Source organism: Streptomyces sp. iso_384 (genome assembly GCF_056172905.1).
On the sequence record NZ_JBWBTT010000001.1, the window covers coordinates 50,969 to 71,019 of the forward strand.

General features: G+C 70.8%; 19 protein-coding genes. 9 read left to right on the plus strand and 10 right to left on the minus strand.

Going from position 1 to position 20,051, the window contains the following annotated elements:
* Positions 1-7: 7 nt before the first annotated feature.
* From AC0VY3_RS00205 to hemA, 7 genes are read right to left on the minus strand one after another with little or no spacing between them, the layout of a single operon-like run.
* Positions 8-1,363 (minus strand): MFS transporter, encoded by a 1,356-nt coding sequence (locus AC0VY3_RS00205; protein ID WP_103509416.1) that lies wholly within the window; start codon positions 1,361-1,363, stop codon positions 8-10.
* The gene (locus AC0VY3_RS00210) at positions 1,360-2,766 is read right to left on the minus strand and encodes a hypothetical protein (protein ID WP_146065861.1); all 1,407 of its coding nucleotides are present in this window, start codon (positions 2,764-2,766) and stop codon (positions 1,360-1,362) included. The genes AC0VY3_RS00205 and AC0VY3_RS00210 overlap by 4 nt, the downstream gene beginning before the upstream one ends.
* Positions 2,763-4,715: a phenylacetate--CoA ligase family protein gene (locus tag AC0VY3_RS00215; RefSeq protein ID WP_475548630.1), complete on the minus strand. Its 1,953-nt coding sequence runs from the start codon at positions 4,713-4,715 to the stop codon at positions 2,763-2,765. The genes AC0VY3_RS00210 and AC0VY3_RS00215 overlap by 4 nt, the downstream gene beginning before the upstream one ends.
* Positions 4,712-5,938, minus strand: coding sequence for an ATP-grasp domain-containing protein (locus tag AC0VY3_RS00220; RefSeq protein ID WP_242743236.1), 1,227 nt, complete (start codon positions 5,936-5,938; stop codon positions 4,712-4,714). Before AC0VY3_RS00220 ends, AC0VY3_RS00215 begins: the two co-directional genes overlap by 4 nt.
* Before the next feature lie 13 nt (positions 5,939-5,951).
* Positions 5,952-6,920 (minus strand): 3-oxoacyl-ACP synthase III family protein, encoded by a 969-nt coding sequence (locus AC0VY3_RS00225; protein ID WP_475548631.1) that lies wholly within the window; start codon positions 6,918-6,920, stop codon positions 5,952-5,954.
* Positions 6,908-7,780 (minus strand): TauD/TfdA dioxygenase family protein, encoded by an 873-nt coding sequence (locus AC0VY3_RS00230; RefSeq protein ID WP_242743235.1) that lies wholly within the window; start codon positions 7,778-7,780, stop codon positions 6,908-6,910. The genes AC0VY3_RS00225 and AC0VY3_RS00230 overlap by 13 nt, the downstream gene beginning before the upstream one ends.
* A 32-nt stretch (positions 7,781-7,812) precedes the next feature.
* Positions 7,813-9,027 (minus strand): 5-aminolevulinate synthase, encoded by a 1,215-nt coding sequence (gene hemA / locus AC0VY3_RS00235; RefSeq protein WP_103509410.1) that lies wholly within the window; start codon positions 9,025-9,027, stop codon positions 7,813-7,815.
* Between the two features lie 233 nt (positions 9,028-9,260).
* Between hemA and AC0VY3_RS00240 the strand changes: the two genes are divergently transcribed.
* Positions 9,261-9,845 (plus strand): TerD family protein, encoded by a 585-nt coding sequence (locus AC0VY3_RS00240; protein ID WP_030077175.1) that lies wholly within the window; start codon positions 9,261-9,263, stop codon positions 9,843-9,845.
* Positions 9,846-10,017: 172 nt separating this feature from the next.
* On the opposite strand, the gene AC0VY3_RS00245 is transcribed toward AC0VY3_RS00240, so the two are convergent.
* Positions 10,018-10,737 carry a DUF5324 family protein gene (locus AC0VY3_RS00245; RefSeq protein ID WP_103509484.1) on the minus strand — a complete coding sequence of 240 codons (720 nt, stop codon included), beginning with the start codon at positions 10,735-10,737 and terminating at the stop codon, positions 10,018-10,020.
* A gap of 281 nt (positions 10,738-11,018) precedes the next feature.
* Between AC0VY3_RS00245 and AC0VY3_RS00250 the strand changes: the two genes are divergently transcribed.
* Positions 11,019-11,546, plus strand: a complete 528-nt coding sequence (locus AC0VY3_RS00250; protein ID WP_030626686.1) for a peptidylprolyl isomerase — start codon at positions 11,019-11,021, stop codon at positions 11,544-11,546.
* 160 nt (positions 11,547-11,706) lie between these two features.
* Positions 11,707-12,609, plus strand: a complete 903-nt coding sequence (locus AC0VY3_RS00255) for a rhomboid family intramembrane serine protease (RefSeq protein ID WP_103509409.1) — start codon at positions 11,707-11,709, stop codon at positions 12,607-12,609.
* Positions 12,610-12,919: 310 nt separating this feature from the next.
* Here AC0VY3_RS00255 and crgA read toward each other — a convergent pair whose 3' ends face one another.
* Positions 12,920-13,174 (minus strand): cell division protein CrgA, encoded by a 255-nt coding sequence (gene crgA / locus AC0VY3_RS00260; RefSeq protein WP_003967902.1) that lies wholly within the window; start codon positions 13,172-13,174, stop codon positions 12,920-12,922.
* Positions 13,175-13,316: 142 nt separating this feature from the next.
* On the opposite strand from crgA, the gene AC0VY3_RS00265 reads away from it, so the two are divergent.
* From AC0VY3_RS00265 to AC0VY3_RS00290, 6 genes are all read left to right on the plus strand, one after another.
* Positions 13,317-14,084, plus strand: coding sequence for a DUF881 domain-containing protein (locus AC0VY3_RS00265; protein ID WP_181010895.1), 768 nt, complete (start codon positions 13,317-13,319; stop codon positions 14,082-14,084).
* Between the two features lie 30 nt (positions 14,085-14,114).
* A complete protein-coding gene (locus AC0VY3_RS00270) occupies positions 14,115-14,837 on the plus strand; it encodes a class E sortase (RefSeq protein WP_475548632.1) in 723 nt (240 codons plus the stop codon).
* A gap of 89 nt (positions 14,838-14,926) precedes the next feature.
* Complete coding sequence (locus AC0VY3_RS00275) at positions 14,927-15,115, plus strand: hypothetical protein (protein WP_030077164.1); 189 nt, start codon at positions 14,927-14,929, stop codon at positions 15,113-15,115.
* Positions 15,112-15,750: an aminodeoxychorismate/anthranilate synthase component II gene (locus AC0VY3_RS00280; RefSeq protein ID WP_030077162.1), complete on the plus strand. Its 639-nt coding sequence runs from the start codon at positions 15,112-15,114 to the stop codon at positions 15,748-15,750. The genes AC0VY3_RS00275 and AC0VY3_RS00280 overlap by 4 nt, the downstream gene beginning before the upstream one ends.
* On the plus strand, positions 15,747-17,147 hold the full coding sequence (locus AC0VY3_RS00285; RefSeq protein ID WP_475548633.1) for a class E sortase: 1,401 nt from the start codon (positions 15,747-15,749) through the stop codon (positions 17,145-17,147). Before AC0VY3_RS00280 ends, AC0VY3_RS00285 begins: the two co-directional genes overlap by 4 nt.
* Before the next feature lie 25 nt (positions 17,148-17,172).
* Positions 17,173-17,907, plus strand: a complete 735-nt coding sequence (locus tag AC0VY3_RS00290) for a class E sortase (protein WP_103509405.1) — start codon at positions 17,173-17,175, stop codon at positions 17,905-17,907.
* An 88-nt stretch (positions 17,908-17,995) separates the two neighbouring features.
* Here the strand turns inward: AC0VY3_RS00290 and pknB are convergent, their stop codons facing one another.
* Positions 17,996-19,984, minus strand: a complete 1,989-nt coding sequence (pknB, locus tag AC0VY3_RS00295; protein ID WP_103509404.1) for a Stk1 family PASTA domain-containing Ser/Thr kinase — start codon at positions 19,982-19,984, stop codon at positions 17,996-17,998.
* Positions 19,985-20,051 lie beyond the last annotated feature (67 nt).

Genomic DNA, 20,051 nt, shown 5'->3' on the forward strand with positions numbered 1-20,051 from the left:
CACGGGGTCACGGCTGTCCGCTCCCCGACCCGGTGTCCGGCGCCTCGTGCGCCGCCGGATCCGGCTCCCCGGCCTCCTCCTCCGGTACGGCGCCGACGGCCTCGTCCGGCCAGCGCAGGATGGCGGGGGCCAGCAGGATCGTGGCGGCGAGGTGGACGGCGCCCCCGGCGATCCAGGGCGCGGCCAGGCCGAACTCGGCGGCGACGAACCCGCCGACGAAGGCCCCCAGCGGCAGCGCCCCGAAGCAGACCATGCGCGAACCGGCGCTGACCCTGCCGCGCAGGTCGTCCGGGGTGAGGCGCTGGCTGACGGATGCGGCCATCACGTTCCACACCGCGAGACCGGCGGACCAGACGCAGAACAGCAGCACGACCACCCAGGGCTGACGGCCGATCAGCCCGATCGCCATCAGGCTGAGCGAGCTGCCGAGCGAGACGGTGACGGCCACCTTCCGCGCCCCGAGCCACCGGACGATCCGCTCGCTGACGAGCGCGCCCGCCACCCCGCCGGTCGCCATGGCGGCCAGCAGCAGTCCGTACCCCATGTCCCCGACGCCCAGGACCTGCTGGGCGAAGAGCACCTGGATCGACAGGGCCATCAGCGCACCGAAGTTGGAGACGGCGGCCATCGCCACGATCACGCCGAGCACCCGGTGCCGCATCACATAGCGCAGCCCCTCCGTCGCCTCGGCCAGCAGCTTCGGCCGCTCCCGGCCCTCCTCCAGGTCCGGGCGCTCCGGCTGGAACCGGCCGCCCGCGCCGTTGATCCGCATCAGGAGCACCAGCGAGGCCAGATAGGTGATCGCGTTGAACCACAGCGGCAGCGGCAGGGCGAAGGCGAACAGCGCGGTGCCCAGCGGCGGTCCGGCGAACTGCTTGCCGATCGTCTCGGCGGTCACGATCCGCCCGTTGGCGGTCTCCAGCCGGCTGCGCGGCACCAGGTTGGGGATCATCGCCCGGCTGGCGCCGGTGAACAGGATGTCGCCGGTGCACAGCAGGAACGCCAGCAGATACACCATCCACAGCTGGACGAACCCGAAGGACGCCAGCATCGCGAAGCAGAACAGCAGCCCGCCCTGGGCGGCCTGGGTGCGGAGCATCAGCTTCCGGCGGTCGAAGCGGTCCACCAGCACGCCGCAGGGCAGGGCCAGCAGCAGCCAGGGCAGCTCATGGGCCACGCTCACCCAGGAGATCAGCCGGGGGTCCTCGGTGATCTTGCTGGCGAGCAGCGGCAGCGTCGCGATGATGACGCCTTCGCCCAGCGTCTGGACCGAGTAGGCCGACACCTGGAAGCCGTAGTCGCGGCCCAGCCGGTGGCGCTGCTTCTTCGTGGGAGGAGAGGGGTCGAGCACGTCGGACGTCATCGGGTGGCACCTCCCGCGGCGGTCGCGGCCGGCGCGCCCGTCGCGTCGTCGGGGCAGAGGAACAGGCCGGCGACGCGCCGCTGCTCCAGAGGGATGTCGGAGGGGGCGCCCACGGGTATGAGCCGGCCGCCGCCGCCCGCGTATCCGGAGGGCAGGTAGAACATCCCCCAACAGGCCTCCCAGTCCGCGGTGCGCCCGGTGGCGGGGTCGTACAGCCGCTCGGCCCGGGGCACGACGCGCCGCTGCACCACCGCTCCTCCGGCCGCCGCCGCGCGCAGCGCCCGCCACCACGCGTCGTCGTCGGTCTCCCAGCCCCGGACGATGCCCTGGCCGCCGAAGCCGGTGTCGGGCTTGAGGATGAGGCGCTCGCGCTCGTCGCGCAGCTGCTCGGCCAGCTCCCGGTCCCCGTCCAGGGCCGCCTCGTCGGGCAGGGCGCGGGTCCAGGGCAGCCTGCGGTCCACGACGCGCCGCTCCTCGTCGCTGAGGTGGCCGCGCAGCCGGGGGTCGGAGAGGTGGGCGAGGAAGCGTTTGTTGTCGCCGGCCTGCGGGGTGATCCACAGGGCCACCCGGCCGTCCTCGTGGGCCGCGAGGAGGCGTTCGGTCTTCTCCGTGTTCTCGGCGTCCGCGGTGACCTGGTCCAGCGAGAACACCCGGAAGACCACGTCCACCGGTACGTCCCCGAGCAGCACCCGGCCGTCGCGGAAGGTCACGTCGGTGATCTCGCCGAGGTGGCAGTCGAGACCCCGCAGCCGCAGCGCTTCCGTCAGCGGGCGCCACGCGTCGCCGTACTCCGCGAGCCCGCCCGGACCTTCGAGGACCGCCACCACCGGGTCGTGGCCGGAAGTCACCGGTGCGGCCACCTCCCGCAGCGCGTCGGCCAGCATGCCCACGGTGTCCGTGTGCCGCAGGCCGTGCGTGTCGGCGAAGTCCCGGAACCGCGGGAACTCCCGCAACGCCTCCGGGATCTCGCTCACCCAGTGGGCGCCGCCCGCGTCGCTGGAGGCGTTCACCTCCAGGACCTTCAGCGACGCGCCGTCGTGGTAGGCGTCGATGCGCCCGAAGGGCGGCGCGGGCCGGGTCCGGGGGCGGCACATGAGCCGGGCCTGGACCTCGGGAATGCCGAGCTCCGTGGCGAGCCGCCGGGGGTCGCCGTCGAAGAGCCGCAGATGCGCGGTGGTGAGCAGGCCGACCAGGACCATCAGGTCCTCGCCGAGCGCGCGTATCTCACCGGCCCCCAGCAGCAGGGGCCTGGAGAGGCGAGGGGCGCCGAAGGTGTGCAGCCGCTCGAAACGGCCGCTGTTCAGGTCGATTTCAGCCAGTTCGCTGCCGGGGCGGGCGAGTTCCCGGTCCAGGAGCTCCGTGATGCGGGCCGGTGTCTGAGTGGTCGCGATGGTCGTCATCATCCTTGCGGCGTCCGTCGTCGGGAGGGGGAGGGGCTGGGGCTGGGCTGTGTCACGCGGCGGTCGATGACCGGGCGGATCTTGGCGCTGACCGGGTTCCGGGGCAGCTCCCCCTCGGCCAGGCACTCGACGACCAGCTCGAAGGCGGACAGGCTGTCGTCGTACAGCTGCTCGTCGCTCAGGGCCGGGAGCGTGCTGGTCAGATGGGCGCGCACGCGGGCCTCGTCCAGCGGCTCCGGGGACTCGGTGCGCAGGATCAGCGTCTCCCGGTGCTCCCGGGTGTCCAGTTCGAGCTGCAGCTGCGAGACCTGGAAGGTCTCCAGGGCCGCGAGGACCTCGTGGTGGTGGACCGTGCAGGACTTGAACCGGAGCAGGCCGTCGGAGCGGCCCAGGTACTCCAGGGTGCGGCCCGAGACGCCGCAGGCGCAGTCCCGTTCGACGATCCGTCCGACGTCCCCGATCCGGTAGCGGATCAGCGGGCCCTCGAACTTCTGCAGACTGGTGACGAGCAGTTCCCCGCTCTCGCCGTCGGGCAGCGGCCGGCCTTCGTCGTCGACGACCTCGATGAGGTTGTAGTCGTCGTTGAGGTGGTGCAGCGTGCCGCCCAGTTCACCGCACTGGTAGCCGAGCTGGGCACCGTCGTTGGCCGCGAGGATGCTGGTGATCTTCCGGGTGCCGAGCTCCGTGCGGAGCCACTTCTTGTCGGACTCGGTCATCGCCGTGCCGCCGTAGATGACCGTCTCGATGCGCAGCCCCGGGTGCTGCTTCCTGGCGTCGCGCAGCAGCGGCAGGATCAGCGCGGGCTGGCCCAGCAGGACGTTGGCGTCGAAGTGGTCGACCAGCTTCAGCAGCAGGTCGACCGTGATCTGCTGACCGGTGGAGTACGCCTCCACCGGGAGCCGGGTCAGCTCGCTCGCGCTGGTCAGCAGCCCGCCGTACATGCTGCCGCCGATCAGGGTGTTGACGACCCGGTCGCCGTTGCGCACGCCCAGCTCCCGCAGGACGGGCAGCGCCTCGCGGACCATGTTCTCCCAGTCGGTGCGGGAGAAGACGACATAGCGGGGCTCGCCGCTGGTGGCGCCGCTGCGCAGCACCTCTCCGCTGGGGCGGGCGCCGCTGGACAGGTCGGCGGAGCGCGGCAGGGAGTGCGCTTCGAGCAGGTCCTTGGTGAGCATCGGGAGCCGGTCCAGCTCCGCGGTGCCGCGCACCCGGGGCAGGTCGCGGTAGTACGGGGCGCGGCGGGCCGTGCCGAGGAGATAGCGCAGCTTGGCGTCGAGCCGCCCGGTGCGCTCGGGGTCGGCGTTGCGGACGGCGGCCAGCGTGGTGCCGGGCAGATACACCCGGCGCAGCAGGCCCCGCGTCCAGTCGTCGCGGGCGTCGAGGGCGCTGACGGGCGCCGGGAGGCCGTCGCCGGAGGCCGGGACCGCGATGCCGATGGCCGGTTCGCCCGGGGTACGGGACGGGGCGTACAGCTGCTCGTCCCACCACGCCGGGGGCGGCCGGTCGCCGGGCACGGGCACCAGGTCGGGCACGGTGACCGGCAGGGCGTCGGCCGGGGCGTCCGGACCGGTGACCCGGCCGTCGGGCAGCGGCAGACCGGTGCCGCGCAGGGTCTCCAGCACCTCCTGCCACAGGGCGGGGCGGCTGCTGCGGATCACCACGGTGTTGCCGGTGGCCCAGGCGTACAGCAGTCCGCGCAGGGTATTGCCGGGCCGGTGGTCGTCGAGGGCGACCGCCCCGGCGGGCCGGAGTTCGTACACGTCGTTGGTGTCGGCGAGGGGCTGCCAGGGGTACTGGCTGAGCCCGCCGAGCAGTTCGTCGAGCGCCTCGGCGAGCGGTGCGCCGTCCAGCAGGGGGACGAGACCGTCGAGTTTCTCGCGCCGCAGCAGTGCGGTCAGCGGGGCCGCCGCCTCTTCGACGGCGAGCAGCAGGTCGGTGGGGTAGTGCCTCACAGGGTCGCCTCCGCCCGGGCCGGTTCCTGGTGCGCGGTGTGGTGCAGGGTGATGCGCCGGGCGCAGGTGCGCAGGAAGGCGCCGAGCTTCTCCGGGTCGGTGTGCGAGGCCTCGATGAACACCGGAACCTCCCATTCCTGGTAGGTGACGTGGTCGGGGAGCGGCAGCTCGGGGTCGAGCAGATGGATCCGGTCCACGCACGGATCGGCGCGCAGCTCGTCGGGGATCTCGACGCGGACCGTGCTGCCGGCCGGCAGCTGGTGTCCGGGCAGCGCCACCCAGCCGTGGTGGAGGCCGGATGCGGCGTCCGGCGCGGGCCGGGGGAGCCCCAGGCGCAGGGCGATCTCGTGGGTGGGCAGATGCACCCCGGTGTGGCGGTGGTGCATGGTGACGATGCCGCCGCCGCCGACCCGGTTGGCGATCTCCAGGAAGACCGTCTCGCCGTCGGCCGTGGTGAAGAACTCCAGATGGACGCAGCCCTCGGTGATGCCGAGCGCCTCGACGACCCGGGAGGTGAACGTCCAGTGCTCCTCGGTGCGGTGGATCTGGTGCGATCCGAGCGGGCTGCCGTCGAGGTACTCGGCGGGCTTGTTGACGTAGCGGCTGACCACCAGATCGGTCAGGACGCCGTTCGCGACGAGCCCGTCGGCGTGGTGGAGTTCGCCCTCGACGTACTCCTCGATCTGGTAGTCGTGCGGCTCGGGCAGCCTGCGGTACGCGCCGAGGGCCTCACGGGCGCTGTCGAAGATCATCACGTTCTCGCTGGACGCGCCCTGCCGGGGCTTGACCACGGTCCGGCCCTGCCACGGCAGCGGGCCGCAGGACGGCGGCGCGTCCACGAAGCGCGGCAGCCGGATGCCGGACCCGCGCAGGGCCTCCTTCATCAGAACCTTGTCCCGCACCAGCCGGATCTGCTCCTCGGAGGGTCCGGGAAGCCCCAGGTGGAGCCGGACCCGGGTGGCTTCGAGGATCCCGAACTCGGACAGGGCCAGCACCTTGTCGAAGCCGTCGGCCGGGGCGGTGCGCGCGGTGATCCCGGCGACCAGGTCCTCGTCGTCGCCGAGCACGACGCGCTCGCACCGCAGGGTGTCGGGAAGGTTCTCCATCGCCGTGGCGCGTCCGATGTAGGTGACGTGGTGCACGTCGTGGTCGATGCCCCGGTCGTACGAGATCTTCTGGTACGGAACCTGGTGGATGACAAGAATCTTCAAGGGCGTACTCATGGGCGCACGGCTCTCATCCTTGGTATTCGAGGGCGGTGATCCCCCAGCTGAAACCCATGCCGCTGGTGGCCAGCAGGATCAGGTCGCCGGAGCTCAGAAGTCCGTCGTCGCTGAGGTCGCGCAGGGCGATGAAGGGGTCGGCCCCGCCCATGTGGCCGAACCGGTGGTAGTTGAAGACGCTGCGCGATGCCGGGATGCCCAGCTCGTCCAGCAGCCGTTCGTGCATGTTCTGGTCGCCCTGGTTGATCAGCAGCCGGCCGACGTCGTCGATGTCCCGGCCCAGTTCCTTCAGGGTCTGCCGGACAAGCTCGGTGAAGGTGCGGACATAGGCGTCCGCCAGGCCGGAGCGGTGCGGGCCGCGCCGGATGACGACCCGGTCGTTCCGGCTCTCGCCGTGGTAGTAGTCGGACCAGCTGGGGTCCGTGCGCATCGCGGAGTGCAGGACCCGGAAGGAGGTGGCGGCGTCGCCGTCGGCCGCCAGCAGGATCGCGGCGGCCGCGTCACCGAAGTTGAACAGGCCCTTGGACGCCGGATCCGCGTAGTCCACCATCGTGCTGAGCCGGTCGCCGACCAGCACGAGTGCGTACTCCCCGGGCCCGAGCGCCGGGTTCTGGGCGGCCAGCCACAGGGCCGCCGCCCCGGCGTTGCAGAAGTTCGCCACCTCGAAGCAGTGCGCCTCGCCGATGCCCAGCCGGTCGGCGACCTTGGCGGCCGGCGACCAGAAGGGCCGGTCCCAGGCCCCGGATCCGGCGTAGAGGACCTGCCGGATGCGGTGCGGCGGGGCCGCCGTACGGTCCAGCACCGTACGGGCGGCCCGCACCGCCAGCTCCCAGGCCGGCTCGCCGTCGTCCAGCACCGGGAAGCTCTCGGTGTGGGTGATCCGGGCGATGTCCGCGACGGGGACACCCGAGGCGCGGTGCATCGCGCGGATGTCGGCCGTCGCGGACGGGAAGCTCACCGCGAAGTCGACTATGCCTCCCACGGCTCGGCCGCATCGATGCTCACCCGGTGCACGGTGCGGACGGCGTCCGGCGCCACCGCGGTCGCCGCGTGATAGGTCGTCTCCGTCTTCCAGACCACCAGGTCGTCGGTGGTCCAGCGGTGCGTGTAGACCCGCTCGGGGTCCTGGATGAGGCTGTCCAGCAGCGCGAAGAACTCCGCGTTCTCGTTGGCGTCGAACCCGACGACGGAGTCCATGTACTCCGGGGCGCCGTAGAGGTACTGGCGTCCGCTGGCCGGGTCGCGCTTCACCAGCGGGTGCTCGACCTTCGGGTACTCCTGGTCGACGAGCGCCCGGAACTCGGCGATGGACAGCCCGACATGCTCGCTGCCGATGCGCTGTCGCTTGTTCACGGTGTGCAGCGCGGTGCGGTCGGCGATCCGCTGCTTCCACTCCTCGGGCAGCCGGTCGTACACGTCGCAGGCGTTGGCGTACAGCGTGTGGCCGCTGGTGCTGGGCACCTGCACCCCGTGCAGCATCGTGTACGGGGCCGGGTTCTGCTGGTACGTGGAGTCCTGGTGCCAGAAGTTGCCCACGCGGGCCACGCCGATCGGCTTCTCGGCGCGGGTGGCGTTGGAGGAGATCATGATCTCCGGGAACTCGGGGTGGCGGTACTTCGCCATCAGGAAGGGCTTCGGCGTGCCCAGCCGGCCCGCGAGCTCCACCTGCTGCTCGGGGGTGATGCGCAGGCCCCGCACCACCACCAGCTCACGCTGGTGGACGATGTCGACGAGGGTCTGCCACACCTCGTCGCGCTTCAGGTCGTCGTAGGTGACGCCGAGCATCACCGAGCCGATGAACGGCGTGAGCTGCTCGACCTGTACAGGGGTGGTCGTTGACATGGCGAAGGTGTTCCTCTCCTCGGACAGTGGTTTCACGTGGTGGTGAGGCAGGTGTGCATCGCCTCGGCGAAGCCCTCGATCTGCTCGGGGGTCCGGAAGGGCTGGACCGTGACCCGGAAGCGTTCGCTTCCCTTGGGCACGGAGGGGTAGTTGACGGGCTGGACGTAGATGCCGAACTCGTCGAGGAGTCGTCGGGAGACCTGTTTCACCCGTTCGCCGCCCGGCACGATGATGGGCACGAGATGGGTCGGGGCCGCGATGAAGTCGATGTCACGCCGGGCCAGTTCGGCGCGCATGCGGTCGGCGTTCTCCCGCAGCGTCTTCCGCAGCAGCCGGCCGGTGTCACCGCCGATGATGTCCAGGCTGCGCACGGTGGCGTCCAGGCTGGACCGCGGGATGGTGGTGGTGAAGATGAAGCCGGGGGCGTGCGAGCGTACGTAGTCCAGGGCGTCGTCCGGCCCGGCCACATAGCCTCCGGTGGTGCCCACGGCCTTGCCGAACACCCCCTGCACGAAGGTCGCGCGGTGGTCGCCGATCTCCTCGCAGATGCCCGCCCCGGTCGGTCCGTTGACTCCGATGGCGTGGGTCTCGTCCAGATAGGTGAGGGCGTTGTAGCGCTCCGCGAGGTCGCAGATCTCGCTGATGGGCGCGATGTCCCCGTCCATCGAGTACACCGACTCGAAGACGATCAGCTTGGGCCGTTCCAGGGGGTAGCCGGCGAGCAGCTCCTCCAGGGCGGCCAGGTCGCTGTGGGCGAACACGTGCCGGGTGTTCTTGGTCGCGCGGATGCCCTCGATCAGCGACCGGTGGTTCAGCTCGTCGGAGAGGACCACGGCGTCCGGCAGCGCCTTCAGCAGGACGCTCAGCGTCTCGAAGTTGGCGACGTACCCGCTGTTGAAGACCAGCGCGCGTTCCTTGCCGTGCCACTCGGCCAGCTCCCGCTCCAGCCGGGCGTGCGTCTCGCTGGTCCCGGCGATGTTGCGGGAGCCGCCGTTGCCGACGCCGTGCTGGACGGTGGAGGTGATCTGTGCCTCCATCACCTCGGGGTGCTGGCTCATGCCCAGGTAGTCGTTGGTGCACCAGACCTGGATACGGCGGCCGTCGTGCATGGCGTGCCCGCGGTCGTGGGCGATGTAGGAGCAGGGGGTGAACTCCCGGTAGAGCCCGGCGTTCCTGAGCTTCTCGAGCTCGGCACCGAGCCCGCCGAAAGCGGATGGGGAGCGGGCGACGAGCGATGACGCGGCCATGGTTTCCCTTCGCTGTTCCTCCCGGGTCTGTCCTCCGGGGCGTGAAAACAGCGTGCAGGGGCCGCTTCCCGGCTCGGTCCCGTCTGCTTCCCCCGCCGGTACCCCGGTCGCGGAGGGCCATGGAACGTCTCGGCGCCAGGAGTCGTTTCCAGACAGACCGCCTCCGGGCATCTCGTACCGGCGGCACCAGGCACACTCATACGTAAACAGTCGAGCCACCGAAGGACTCAGGCATGATCACGTTGACGAAGGAAGACGGCCCGGCGGACCTGGGCGGGGTGACGCACCTGTCCATCGGGGCGTCCTGGGACCCGACCGTCGGCAGCAGCGGCGGTCTGATGGGGAAGATCAAGCAGAAGGCCGGCACGGACCTCGACCTGATCGCGATCGCGCTGCAGGGCGGGGACCCGGTACGGCTGGCCGGGCTGGACTCCCTGGACCCGCTGGGCAACGGCTCGCTGGTGCACAGCGGCGACAACCAGACGGGTCACGGGGACGGCGACGACGAGACCGTGACCGTCGAGTTCGCCAAGATTCCTTCGAACATCACGTCGATCGTCTTCATCGCCGCCGCGTACAAGAAGCGCAGCGCGTTCAAGAACGCGCGCAACATCAGCTTCAAGGTGTACGACGCGACGGGCGGCAGCACGCAGCAGGTCGCCGACATCTGGCCGAGCATGCTCACCCAGGACAACGGCGTCGCCGTCGCCAAGGCGATCCGCGAGGGCGCGGGCTGGAAGCTCCAGGTGATCAACGAGACCGGGAAGATCAAGCAGGGCGACGAGCAGGCCCTGATGCGCTTCGCCGTGAGCCGATAGTCACCGGTCGTCGCCGGGTGCCGAAGCCCTGGCGCCGCCGTCGTGGCGGAGCCGGGCGGCCGACCGGACACACGGCTGAAGCACACGCGGCTGCGGCGACCACAGGAGTGGTCGCCGCAGCCGCGTTCGTTGTTTCCGGGGTACCGGGGTACCGGGGTTCCGGGAGCCGGGATCAGGGCCGGTCGTCGCGACCGGGGGTGTTCCCCCCGCCCGACTCGGCCTCGTCCTGCTTGGCCTTGACCTCCGGGTCGAGGTCGGCCCGGCTGCTGCCGTCGACCGAGCTCAGCGGCGAGCGCTCGTCGCCCACCTCGGTGGCGACGGGCGGCTCGACCAGCCAGTCCGGGTTGGCCTGCTTGTCCCACCAGCGCCAGGCGGCATAGGCGCCGCCCGCCAGCACGCCCAGCACCAGGAAGCCCTTCGCGGCCCGGCCGGCCTTGGCCCGCCGCTGGTGCTTCCTGGCCAGCTTCTGGATCTCCTTGGCGGTCACCTGGGTACGCAGCGCAGCCAGGGCCGCCGCGCTGCGCGCCGACGCCTGCTCGGCGACGGGCAGGGCCACCGCCCGGGCGTGCTCGACGCGGGGCGCGGTGTAGTCGGCGGCGCTCCGTGCGGCCTTCCGGGTGGAGACCGCGGCGCGGTGCGCGGCCTCGTCGACCCGGGGCGGCACATGCGAACGGGCCTGTTCGAGGCGCGGTGCGAGATGGGACGCGTACTGGACACGGGCCTGCTGGGCCGCCTTCGTCACCTTCGGTGCGAGCCGTACGCGCGCCTCGTGCGCGTAGTGGGCCGCCTGCTCCTTGGCCGTGTCGGCGTAGGGCGCCACCACTTCCGCGGCGTGCTGCGCGCTGTCCTTCGCCGAGTCGGTTGCGGCGCGCACGCTGTCGATGCGGGTCACGAGATCCTCCTCCTTGGTGGCGGGTAGGTACTCCGCCTGTCCGCCCAGTTCGAAATCATGCCTGTTGTGGCCATGCCCGGCATGCGGGACGGGCATCCGGGTCATGATCGTCATTTGCGGTCAAAACGGTTCATGCGAAGTGTGTCGACGACAATGCCACGGTTCGGTGGTGAACGCGCCGTTTCGCCCGGCATCCGGCCGTACGTTTCCCGGTCCGTGGGAGGATCGGCGGACGCTGGCGAAGGATTCGGCGGCGGGCGAAGGACGAAGGAAGGCAGATCGTGGCCGAGCAGCTTTACGCCACCTTGAAGACCAGTCAGGGCGACATCGAGATCCGGCTCCTGCCGAACCACGCCCCCAAGACGGTCAGGAACTTCGTCGAGCTGGCCACCGGACAGCGCGAGTGGGTCAACCCGGAGACGGGCGAGAAGACCACGGACCGGCTGTACGACGGCACCGTCTTCCACCGCGTCATCAGCGGTTTCATGATCCAGGGCGGTGACCCGCTGGGCAACGGCACCGGCGGTCCCGGCTACAAGTTCGCCGACGAGTTCCACCCGGAGCTGGGCTTCACCCAGCCGTATCTGCTGGCCATGGCGAACGCGGGCCCGGGGACGAACGGCTCGCAGTTCTTCCTGACCGTGTCCCCCACCGCCTGGCTGACCGGCAAGCACACCATCTTCGGCGAGGTGGCGGGCGAGGCCGGCCGCAAGGTCGTCGACGCCATCGCGGCCACTCCGACCAATCCGCGCACCGACCGTCCGCTGCAGGACGTGGTGATCGAGTCCGTGGTCGTCGAGACCCGCTGACCGACCGCCGCCCGGCGGACACCCCCTAGCGGGAGACCCCCGGGGTGTCGGGCGCGGGAACCAACCGCCCCGCCCGTCCGTACTTGTTACCGAGCGGACCGGCGGGGCGGCTCTGTCCGCGCCGCCCGAGTGACGAGGACCGAGAGGCAGGCCAGGACCGATGGAGCAGCAGCCGCCGGGGGACCGGGCCGCCGCGGGAAGCGGTGTGCCGACGCCGACCTGCTACCGCCATCCCGACCGCGGGACCGGCATCAGCTGTACGCGCTGCGAGCGGCCGATCTGCCCCGAGTGCATGGTCAGCGCCTCGGTCGGCTTCCAGTGCCCCGACTGCGTACGCCAGGGTTCGGGCACCGGACACCACCCGGCGGCCTCCCGGCCGCGCACGCTGGCGGGCGGCTCGGTGGCCGCCGATCCGCGCCTGGTCACCAAGATCCTGCTCGGCGTCAATCTCGCCGTCTTCCTCCTGGTCAGCATCCGTCCCGAGCTGGTGAACGATCTGACGCTGCTCGGGCGGGCCTGGGACCCGAGCCCGCCGCCGGGATCCATCGAAGGCGTCGCCGAGGGCCAGTGGTACCGCCTGGTGACCTCGATGTTCCTGCACCAGGAAGTGGTGCACATCGGGTTCAACATGCTGGGGCTGTGGTGGCTCGGCGGACAGCTGGAGGCCGCGCTCGGGCGCTCCCGCTATCTCGCCCTCTATCTGCTGTCCGGCCTCGCGGGCAGCGCCCTCACCTATCTGATCGCCGCGCCCAACCAGCCTTCGCTGGGCGCGTCCGGCGCGGTCTACGGCCTCTTCGGCGCCACCGCCGTCCTGATGCGCCGGATGAACTACGACATGCGTCCGGTGCTGGTGCTGCTGGCGATCAACATGGTCTTCACCTTCACCTGGGGCGGCATCGCCTGGGAGGCGCACGTCGGCGGACTGATCGCGGGTGTCGCCATCGCCGTCGGCATGGTCCACGCCCCGCGTGAGCGGCGTACGGCGGTGCAGGCGGGGACGTGTGCGCTCGTCCTGCTGGCGACGGTCGGGATGATCGTCGCCCGGACGATGGCGCTCGCCTGAGCCGGATCCAGGGCGGATCCAGGGCCGGATCCTGTGCGGAACGGGGCCCTCCACCCCCAGGCGGACCGAAGTTGTCCACAGTGTGCGCAGAATCTTGTGCATGGCAAGAGGAACATGCGTTCCCGTAGTCGCTGAGCTGGGTCTATCCGCCCGGACAACGGGGTGCAGCCCCCCTCGATGAGGGAGGCTGCAGTCACACCGGCGTCAACTTGAGTGGAGGTTATCCACAGATCGTCTGACCTTTTCCCCCAGCTGTGGATAACTCTGTGGGTAACTCAGGGCAAGGCTTGCGCGGAGGGGAGGTGGTCCGTCACTTCCACTGCGTCGACACGGCGAAGCCGCCGGCGATGAAGCCGAAGCCGACCACGATGTTCCAGTTGCCCAGGGCGTCGACCGGCAGATCGCCTTCGGTCACGTAGAACACCACGATCCAGGCCAGCCCGATGAGGAACAGGGCCAGCATCACCGGAGCGACCCAACTGCGGTTGGTCAGCTTGATAGCCGTTGCCTGCTTCGCCGGGGGCGGCGTGAAGTCGGCCTTCTTGCGGATACGTGACTTCGGCACGAGGGACTCTCCTGTCGATGCGCTGCGTGACCGCGCAGGGATCTGTGGCGGGCGCCGGGGGCGGGGTGCCAGGGGGAATGCTGCCTCCCCCGAGCGTCCGTTAGCGTAGTGCTTCCCTGGCGCCTGATGAGATAAGGGTACGTTGAGCAATTCTGCCGACTCCCCCGAAGGCCCGGCTCGGCGCACCTCCGTGTGGGCGGTCCGGGGGCTCACCGCTGCGGTTTTCGCCCTGGCCGGACTCATCTTCGTCACCAGCGCCAACACCGCCAAGGGCACCAATCTGCGCAGCGACTCCTCGCTGCTCAAGCTCTCCGACCTGATCAGGGAGCGCAGCGAGAAGAACGGCGAGCTGAACGACTCCGCCGCCGCCGTGCGTGCGGACATCGACGCGCTCGCCCAGCGCGACGACGGCTCCACCAAGGCCGAGGACGCCCGGCTGAAGGCCCTGGAGAAGGCGGCCGGCACCACGAAGATCAGCGGCGACGCGGTCAGCGTGACCCTCGACGACGCACCCCCGGACGCCACCGCCAACCCCGGCTACCCCGAGCCCCAGCCCAACGACCTGGTCATCCACCAGCAGGATCTGCAGGCCGTGGTGAACGCGCTCTGGCAGGGCGGGGCCCGCGGAATCCAGGTGATGGACCAGCGGCTGATCTCCACCAGCGCGGTCCGCTGCGTGGGCAACACCCTGATCCTCCAGGGCCGCGTCTACTCCCCGCCGTACAAGGTCACCGCGGTCGGCGACCCCGGCAAGCTCAAGCGGGCCCTCAACGACTCCACCGCGATCCAGAACTACCTGCTGTACGTGAAGGCGTACGGGCTGGGCTGGAAAGTCGACGAGAACGAGGCGGTGACTCTTCCCGGGTACTCGGGCACAGTGGATCTCCACTACGCACAGCCTGTGGAGTGAGCCCGAGCTGAGCCCCGGGGAGGCCGTCCGGTGTCGGTGCGACTCGTCGTCAGAACCTTCAGCGAACTCTGCATCACCGTGGGCGCCCTGATCGTGCTCTTCGTCGCCTACCTCCTGCTGTGGACGGGGGTGAAGGCGGCCGACGCGGCCGAGGGCGAGATCGACACGCTCCGGAGCCAGTGGGCCCGGCAGCCCATGACACCGGCCCCGCCGCCCGCCACCACCGAGCCCTCCGCCGATCCGTCCGACGGGCCCTCCGCTCCGGCGGCCCCGGCCCCGTACCGCGACGGAAAACCCTTCGCGACACTGCACATCCCCCGCCTCGGCTCCGGCTGGGAGTGGCCGGTCCTGGAGAACACCGAGGCCACGACCTTGCAGAAGGGGCTCGGGCACTACCGCGGAACGGCCCGCCCCGGTGACACGGGCAATTTCGCGGTGGCGGGCCACCGGCGGACGTACGGCGACCCCTTCAAGGACTTCCCGGAACTGCGCCCCGGGGACGCGGTGATCGTCAACGACGGCACGACCTGGTTCACGTACCGCATCGCGAAAGAGCCGTACCGGACCGTGCCCACCGACACCGCCGTCGTCGACCCGGTGCCCCGCGGGTCCGGCTTCGAGGGCGCCGGGCGCTATCTGACGCTCACCACGTGCGAGCCGGAATGGGGCAGCAGCCACCGGCTGATCGCCTGGGCGCATCTGGACGCGACGCGGCCGGTGAGCGACGGCAGACCGCCGGAGCTTTCCGGATGAGTCCCGCCCGGCCGGAGCTTTTCCCCAGCTGACCCACTCCCCGGCCGCGGCCCTCTAGTCTGGTGCGGGTACCGAATGGAGGGGGCAGCATGTACGGCTGGATCTGGCGGCATCTGCCGGGCAACGCATGGGTGCGGAGCATCATCGCGCTCGTGCTGGTTCTGGCGGTCGTCTACGCGCTGTTCCAGTACGTGTTCCCGTGGGCGGAGCCGCTGCTTCCGTTCGGTGATGTGACCGTCGACGGCGCGAGCGCCGGTGGAGCAGGAGCCGACCGATGAGCGCACGCATTCTCGTCGTGGACAACTACGACAGCTTTGTCTTCAACCTCGTCCAGTACCTCTACCAACTCGGCGCCGAGTGCGAGGTGCTGCGCAACGACGAGGTGACCACCGCGCACGCCCAGGACGGCTTCGACGGCGTCCTGCTCTCGCCCGGCCCCGGGACGCCCGAGCAGGCCGGCGTCTGCGTCGAGATGGTGCGCCACTGCGCGGACACCGGCGTCCCGGTCTTCGGCGTCTGCCTGGGCATGCAGTCGATGGCGGTCGCGTACGGCGGCGTCGTCGACCGCGCCCCCGAGCTGCTGCACGGCAAGACCTCCCCCGTGACCCACGAGGGCAAGGGCGTCTTCGCCGGACTGCCGTCGCCCTTCACCGCGACGCGCTACCACTCGCTCGCCGCCGAACCCGGCGCGCTGCCCCCGGAGCTGGAGGTCACCGCCCGCACGGCGGACGGCATCATCATGGGGCTGCGCCACCGTGACCGGGCGGTGGAGGGCGTGCAGTTCCACCCCGAGTCGGTGCTCACCGAGTACGGCCATCTGATGCTCGCCAACTGGCTGGAGCAGTGCGGGGACCAGGGGGCCGTCGCGCGGTCGGCGGGGCTCGCGCCGGTGGTGGGCAAGGCCGCCGCGTGACCGCGGGCCGCCCCGGGCCCGACGCCGGACCGGAGGGCCCTCACCCGCAGGGGGCGTACGGGGCCGACGGCGCGTTCGTGGCGGCAGTGGACGGCCTCGCGGATCCGCTCAACGATCCGCTGCCCGGCGGGCACGCCTCACCGTGGTTCCGGGCGGACAACATCCCGGCGGGCGGCCCGGCGCCGACCGGTCAGGGCCCCGCGCAGGTCCCGGACCCGGGCCCCGCTTCCGGCTACGCGCCCCACCAAGGGCCTCAGCAGCCCCAGGGAGCGCCGAACGAGTGGTACGACCCCGACGGGTACCAACGCGACTGGTACGGCCCCCAGGAGCCGTCTGTACGAATAGCTGAGGCGGCGCAGGCGGCGCCGGTACCTCCGGCGGCCCCGGCCGAGGAACGGGCCCCGGCCCCGGGCTCCCCCGCCGAACCGCGTACCGAAGTCATCGCCCGCGTCCCGGCCGAGCCCGCAGCCCCGTTCGAGCCCGACGTGGCGTACGAGCCCGACGTCGCCTACGAGCCTGCCCGGGAGCACGGATCCGGCGCGGAAGACCGGGACCTGGCCTCCGCCCCGGCCGCCGTGCCGCCGCCCTCCGGCGGGCGGGCCGAGCGGCGGCGGGCGGCCAAGGGGCGCGGACGCAGACGCCCGGGACCGGCCGTGGAGCAGGCCGCCCCGGCCGCCGCCCCGATGTCCCGGATGGAGGCCAGGCGCGCGGCCAAGGCGGCGAAGGACAGCCCGGCGGTCGTCGCCAGCCGGGTGGTCGGCGAGGTGTTCATCTCGCTGGGCGTCCTGATGCTGCTGTTCGTCACCTACCAGCTCTGGTGGACCAACGTCCGGGCCGAGCAGATCGCCGGCAAGGAGACCAACCGGATCCAGGACGAATGGGCCAACGGCGACCGGAAGCCCGGGGTGTTCGCGCCCGGCCAGGGCTTTGCGATCATGCACATCCCCAAGCTCGACGTCGTCGCCCCGATCGCCGAGGGCATCGACAAGGAGAAGGTCCTCGACCGGGGGATGATCGGCCACTACGGCGAGGGCAAGCTCAAGACGGCGATGCCCTCCGACAAACAGGGCAACTTCGCGGTGGCCGGTCACCGCAACACCCACGGCGAACCGTTCCGCTACATCAACAAGCTCACCCCCGGCGACCCGATCGTGGTCGAGACGCAGGACGCGTACTACACGTACGAGATGGCGAGCATCCTCCCGCAGACCTCGCCCTCCAACATCTCCGTGATCGAACCGGTCCCGGTCGGTTCGGGGTTCGAGGGGCCGGGCAAATACCTCACGCTGACCACCTGCACCCCGGAATTCACGAGTACCTACCGGCTGATCGTCTGGGGCAAGATGGTCGACGAACGGCCGCGCAGCGAGGGGAAGCCCGACGCGCTCCTCGGCTGAACATCCTCACGACAGGGACGGTGCGGTGGCAGCGAGGACCGAGCACGACGAGCGGACCGACACGTCCGCGTCCCCGCCGAAGGCACGCCGACGCGGCCGTCACCCCGTCGCGACGGCCGTCAGCGTCTTCGGCGAACTGCTCATCACCGCGGGCCTGGTGCTCGCGCTGTTCGTCGCGTACTCCCTGTGGTGGACCAACGTGCTCGCCGACCGCGAGGCCGACAAGCAGGGCGACACGGTCCGCAGCAAGTGGGCGGGCGGGCCGGGCGACCTGGACACCAAGGACGGCATCGGCTTCCTGCACGTACCCGCCATGAAGAACGGCGAGGTGCTGGTCAAGAAGGGCACCGACCCCAAGACCCTCAACAACGGCATCGCGGGCTACTACACCGACCCCGTCGAGTCGGGCCTCCCCTGGGACGACGAGGGCAACTTCACGCTGGCCGCGCACCGCGACGGGCACGGCGCGAAGTTCCACAACATCCACAAGCTGAAGAACGGCGATCCGGTCGTCTTCGAGACCAAGGACACCTGGTACGTCTACAAGGTCTACAAGACGCTTCCCGAGACCTCGAAGTTCAACGTGGACGTGATCCAGCCGGTCCCGGAGGAGTCGGGCGTCAAGAAGCCCGGCCGCTACATCACGCTGACGACCTGCACCCCGGTCTACACCTCGAAGTACCGGTACATCGTGTGGGGCGAGCTGGAGCGTACGGAGAAGGTCGACAAGGACCGCACCCAGCCGGTCGAACTGCGCTGAGCACCCGCGGACGCTCGGGCACACGGGAAGGGCCCCGGTCACCATCGTGGTGACCGGGGCCCTTCGCCGTACGCCGTGGGGCGGAGGCTCAGTCGCCGTCCCGGCCCCCGAAGAGACCGCCACCGCCGTTCCCGCCGCCCTCGATGGTCACGAGCATGACGGTGCTGCCCTTGTCCGCCTGGGTGTTCGGCCCCGGGTTGCTGGTGATCACCCTGGCGTTCGGCTTGTCGACCGAACCCGGGGCGAGCTGGACCACGAAGCCGAGCCCTTCGAGCTGGCCCTTCGCGTCCTGGTACGACTTGCCCGCGATGTCACCGGGGATCGGTACCTGCTCCGGCTGCGCCGGACCCTTGGAGACCTTCAGGACGATCTGCGTGTCCTTGGCCTGCTTGCTCGGACCTGTGGGGGTCTGCTCGACCACCTCTCCGGCCGGCTTGTCCGAGTCCACGTCGGTCCGCGAGACGTTGGTGAACCCGATACCCCGCAGCTGCTGCTCCGCCGCCTCGTACGTGCGGGTCCGCATGTCCGGCAGGTCGAGCGTCGCCTGCGCGGCCACGGTGATGGTGATCTCGGCCCCCTCCTCGGCCTTCGCGCCGCCCTTGGGGTCCTGCTTGATCACGGTGCCCTCGGTCGCCTCGGACTCCTCCGTGGTGACGTTGACCGTGAAGCCCTTCTCCTCCAGGACCTGGCGGGCGCCGTCCTCGGACTTCTCCAGGACGTTGGGAACCTCGGTCTTCGGCGCTCCGGTGGAGACGACGACCGTGACGGTGCCGTCCTTGTCCATCATCGCGTCGGCCGTCGGATCCTGCGAGCAGATCTCGCCCTTCTCCTGGTCCTCGCACGGCTCCTCGGCCCCGACCTTCACGGTGACGCCGGCGTTGCCCGCGAGTCTCTCCGCGCCGTCGAGCGTGGAGCCCACCAGGTTCGGGGCCTTGATCTTGCCGTCGTCGCCGCTCGGGGTGAAGATCACCCGGCCGATCAGGATCGCGCCGATGAGCACCAGGATGCCCGCGACGACCAGCAGGATCGTCGAGGTGTTGCTCTTCTTCTGCTGGCGCCGACGGCCCTGGCGGTCGTCGTAGCCGTAGCCGCCGTCGTCCGGGTTGACCGGGGGCAGCATCGAGGTCTGGGCGTTGTTCGGATCGGTCGGGTGCAGGGCGGCGGTGGGCTGGTCGCTGTTGTAGCCGTCGTAGCCCCCGTACCCCGCGGCGCCCATCGCCGCCGTGGCCGCGACCGGCTGGCCGTCGAGGCAGGCCTCGATGTCGGCCCGCATCTCGTCGGCGGACTGGTAGCGGTAGTCCGGGTCCTTGGTGAGCGCCTTCAACACGATCGCGTCCATCTCGGGCGTGATCTCGGGGTCGAAGTTGCTCGGCGGCTGCGGCTCCTCCCGGACGTGCTGATAGGCCACCGCGACGGGCGAGTCCCCGACGAACGGGGGCCGCACGGCGAGCAGCTCGTACAGCAGGCAGCCGGTGGAGTACAGGTCGGAGCGCGCGTCGACCTGCTCGCCCTTGGCCTGCTCCGGGGAGAGGTACTGGGCGGTGCCGATGACCGCGGCGGTCTGCGTCATCGTCATGCCGGAGTCGCCCATGGCACGGGCGATGCCGAAGTCCATGACCTTGACCTGGCCGGTGCGCGTCAGCATGACGTTCGCCGGTTTGATGTCGCGGTGGACGATCTGGGCGCGGTGCGAGTACTCCAGGGCCTGGAGGATGCCGACCGTCATCTCCAGCGTGCGCTCGGGGAGCAGTCTGCGACCGGAGTGCAGCAGTTCCCGCAGCGTCGACCCGTCGACGTACTCCATCACGATGTACGGGATGGAGACCCCGTCGACGTAGTCCTCGCCGGTGTCGTACACGGCGACGATCGCGGGGTGGTTGAGCGAGGCGGCCGACTGGGCCTCACGGCGGAACCGGGCCTGGAACGACGGGTCACGGGCCAGATCGGCCCGGAGCGTCTTCACAGCTACGGTGCGGCCGAGCCGGGTGTCGTGCGCGAGGTATACCTCGGCCATGCCACCACGGCCGAGCACCGAGCCCAGCTCGTACCGGCCGCCGAGGCGACGCGGCTCTTCCATAACTGTTCCAGCCCTCTCCGTCAGTCCCGACCGCACCCGTGTGTGGTCCGCGGCGGTGCGCTGTTCG

Coding starts and splice junctions, on each gene's coding strand:
- AC0VY3_RS00255 (WP_103509409.1), top strand. CDS start 11,707: ATGGAGCAGCAGCCGCCGGGGGACCGGGCCGCCGCGGGAAGCGGTGTG.
- pknB (WP_103509404.1), bottom strand. CDS start 19,984: ATGGAAGAGCCGCGTCGCCTCGGCGGCCGGTACGAGCTGGGCTCGGTG.
- AC0VY3_RS00220 (WP_242743236.1), bottom strand. CDS start 5,938: ATGAGTACGCCCTTGAAGATTCTTGTCATCCACCAGGTTCCGTACCAG.
- AC0VY3_RS00240 (WP_030077175.1), top strand. CDS start 9,261: ATGATCACGTTGACGAAGGAAGACGGCCCGGCGGACCTGGGCGGGGTG.
- AC0VY3_RS00280 (WP_030077162.1), top strand. CDS start 15,112: ATGAGCGCACGCATTCTCGTCGTGGACAACTACGACAGCTTTGTCTTC.
- AC0VY3_RS00230 (WP_242743235.1), bottom strand. CDS start 7,780: ATGTCAACGACCACCCCTGTACAGGTCGAGCAGCTCACGCCGTTCATC.
- hemA (WP_103509410.1), bottom strand. CDS start 9,027: ATGGCCGCGTCATCGCTCGTCGCCCGCTCCCCATCCGCTTTCGGCGGG.
- AC0VY3_RS00205 (WP_103509416.1), bottom strand. CDS start 1,363: ATGACGTCCGACGTGCTCGACCCCTCTCCTCCCACGAAGAAGCAGCGC.
- AC0VY3_RS00210 (WP_146065861.1), bottom strand. CDS start 2,766: ATGATGACGACCATCGCGACCACTCAGACACCGGCCCGCATCACGGAG.
- AC0VY3_RS00275 (WP_030077164.1), top strand. CDS start 14,927: ATGTACGGCTGGATCTGGCGGCATCTGCCGGGCAACGCATGGGTGCGG.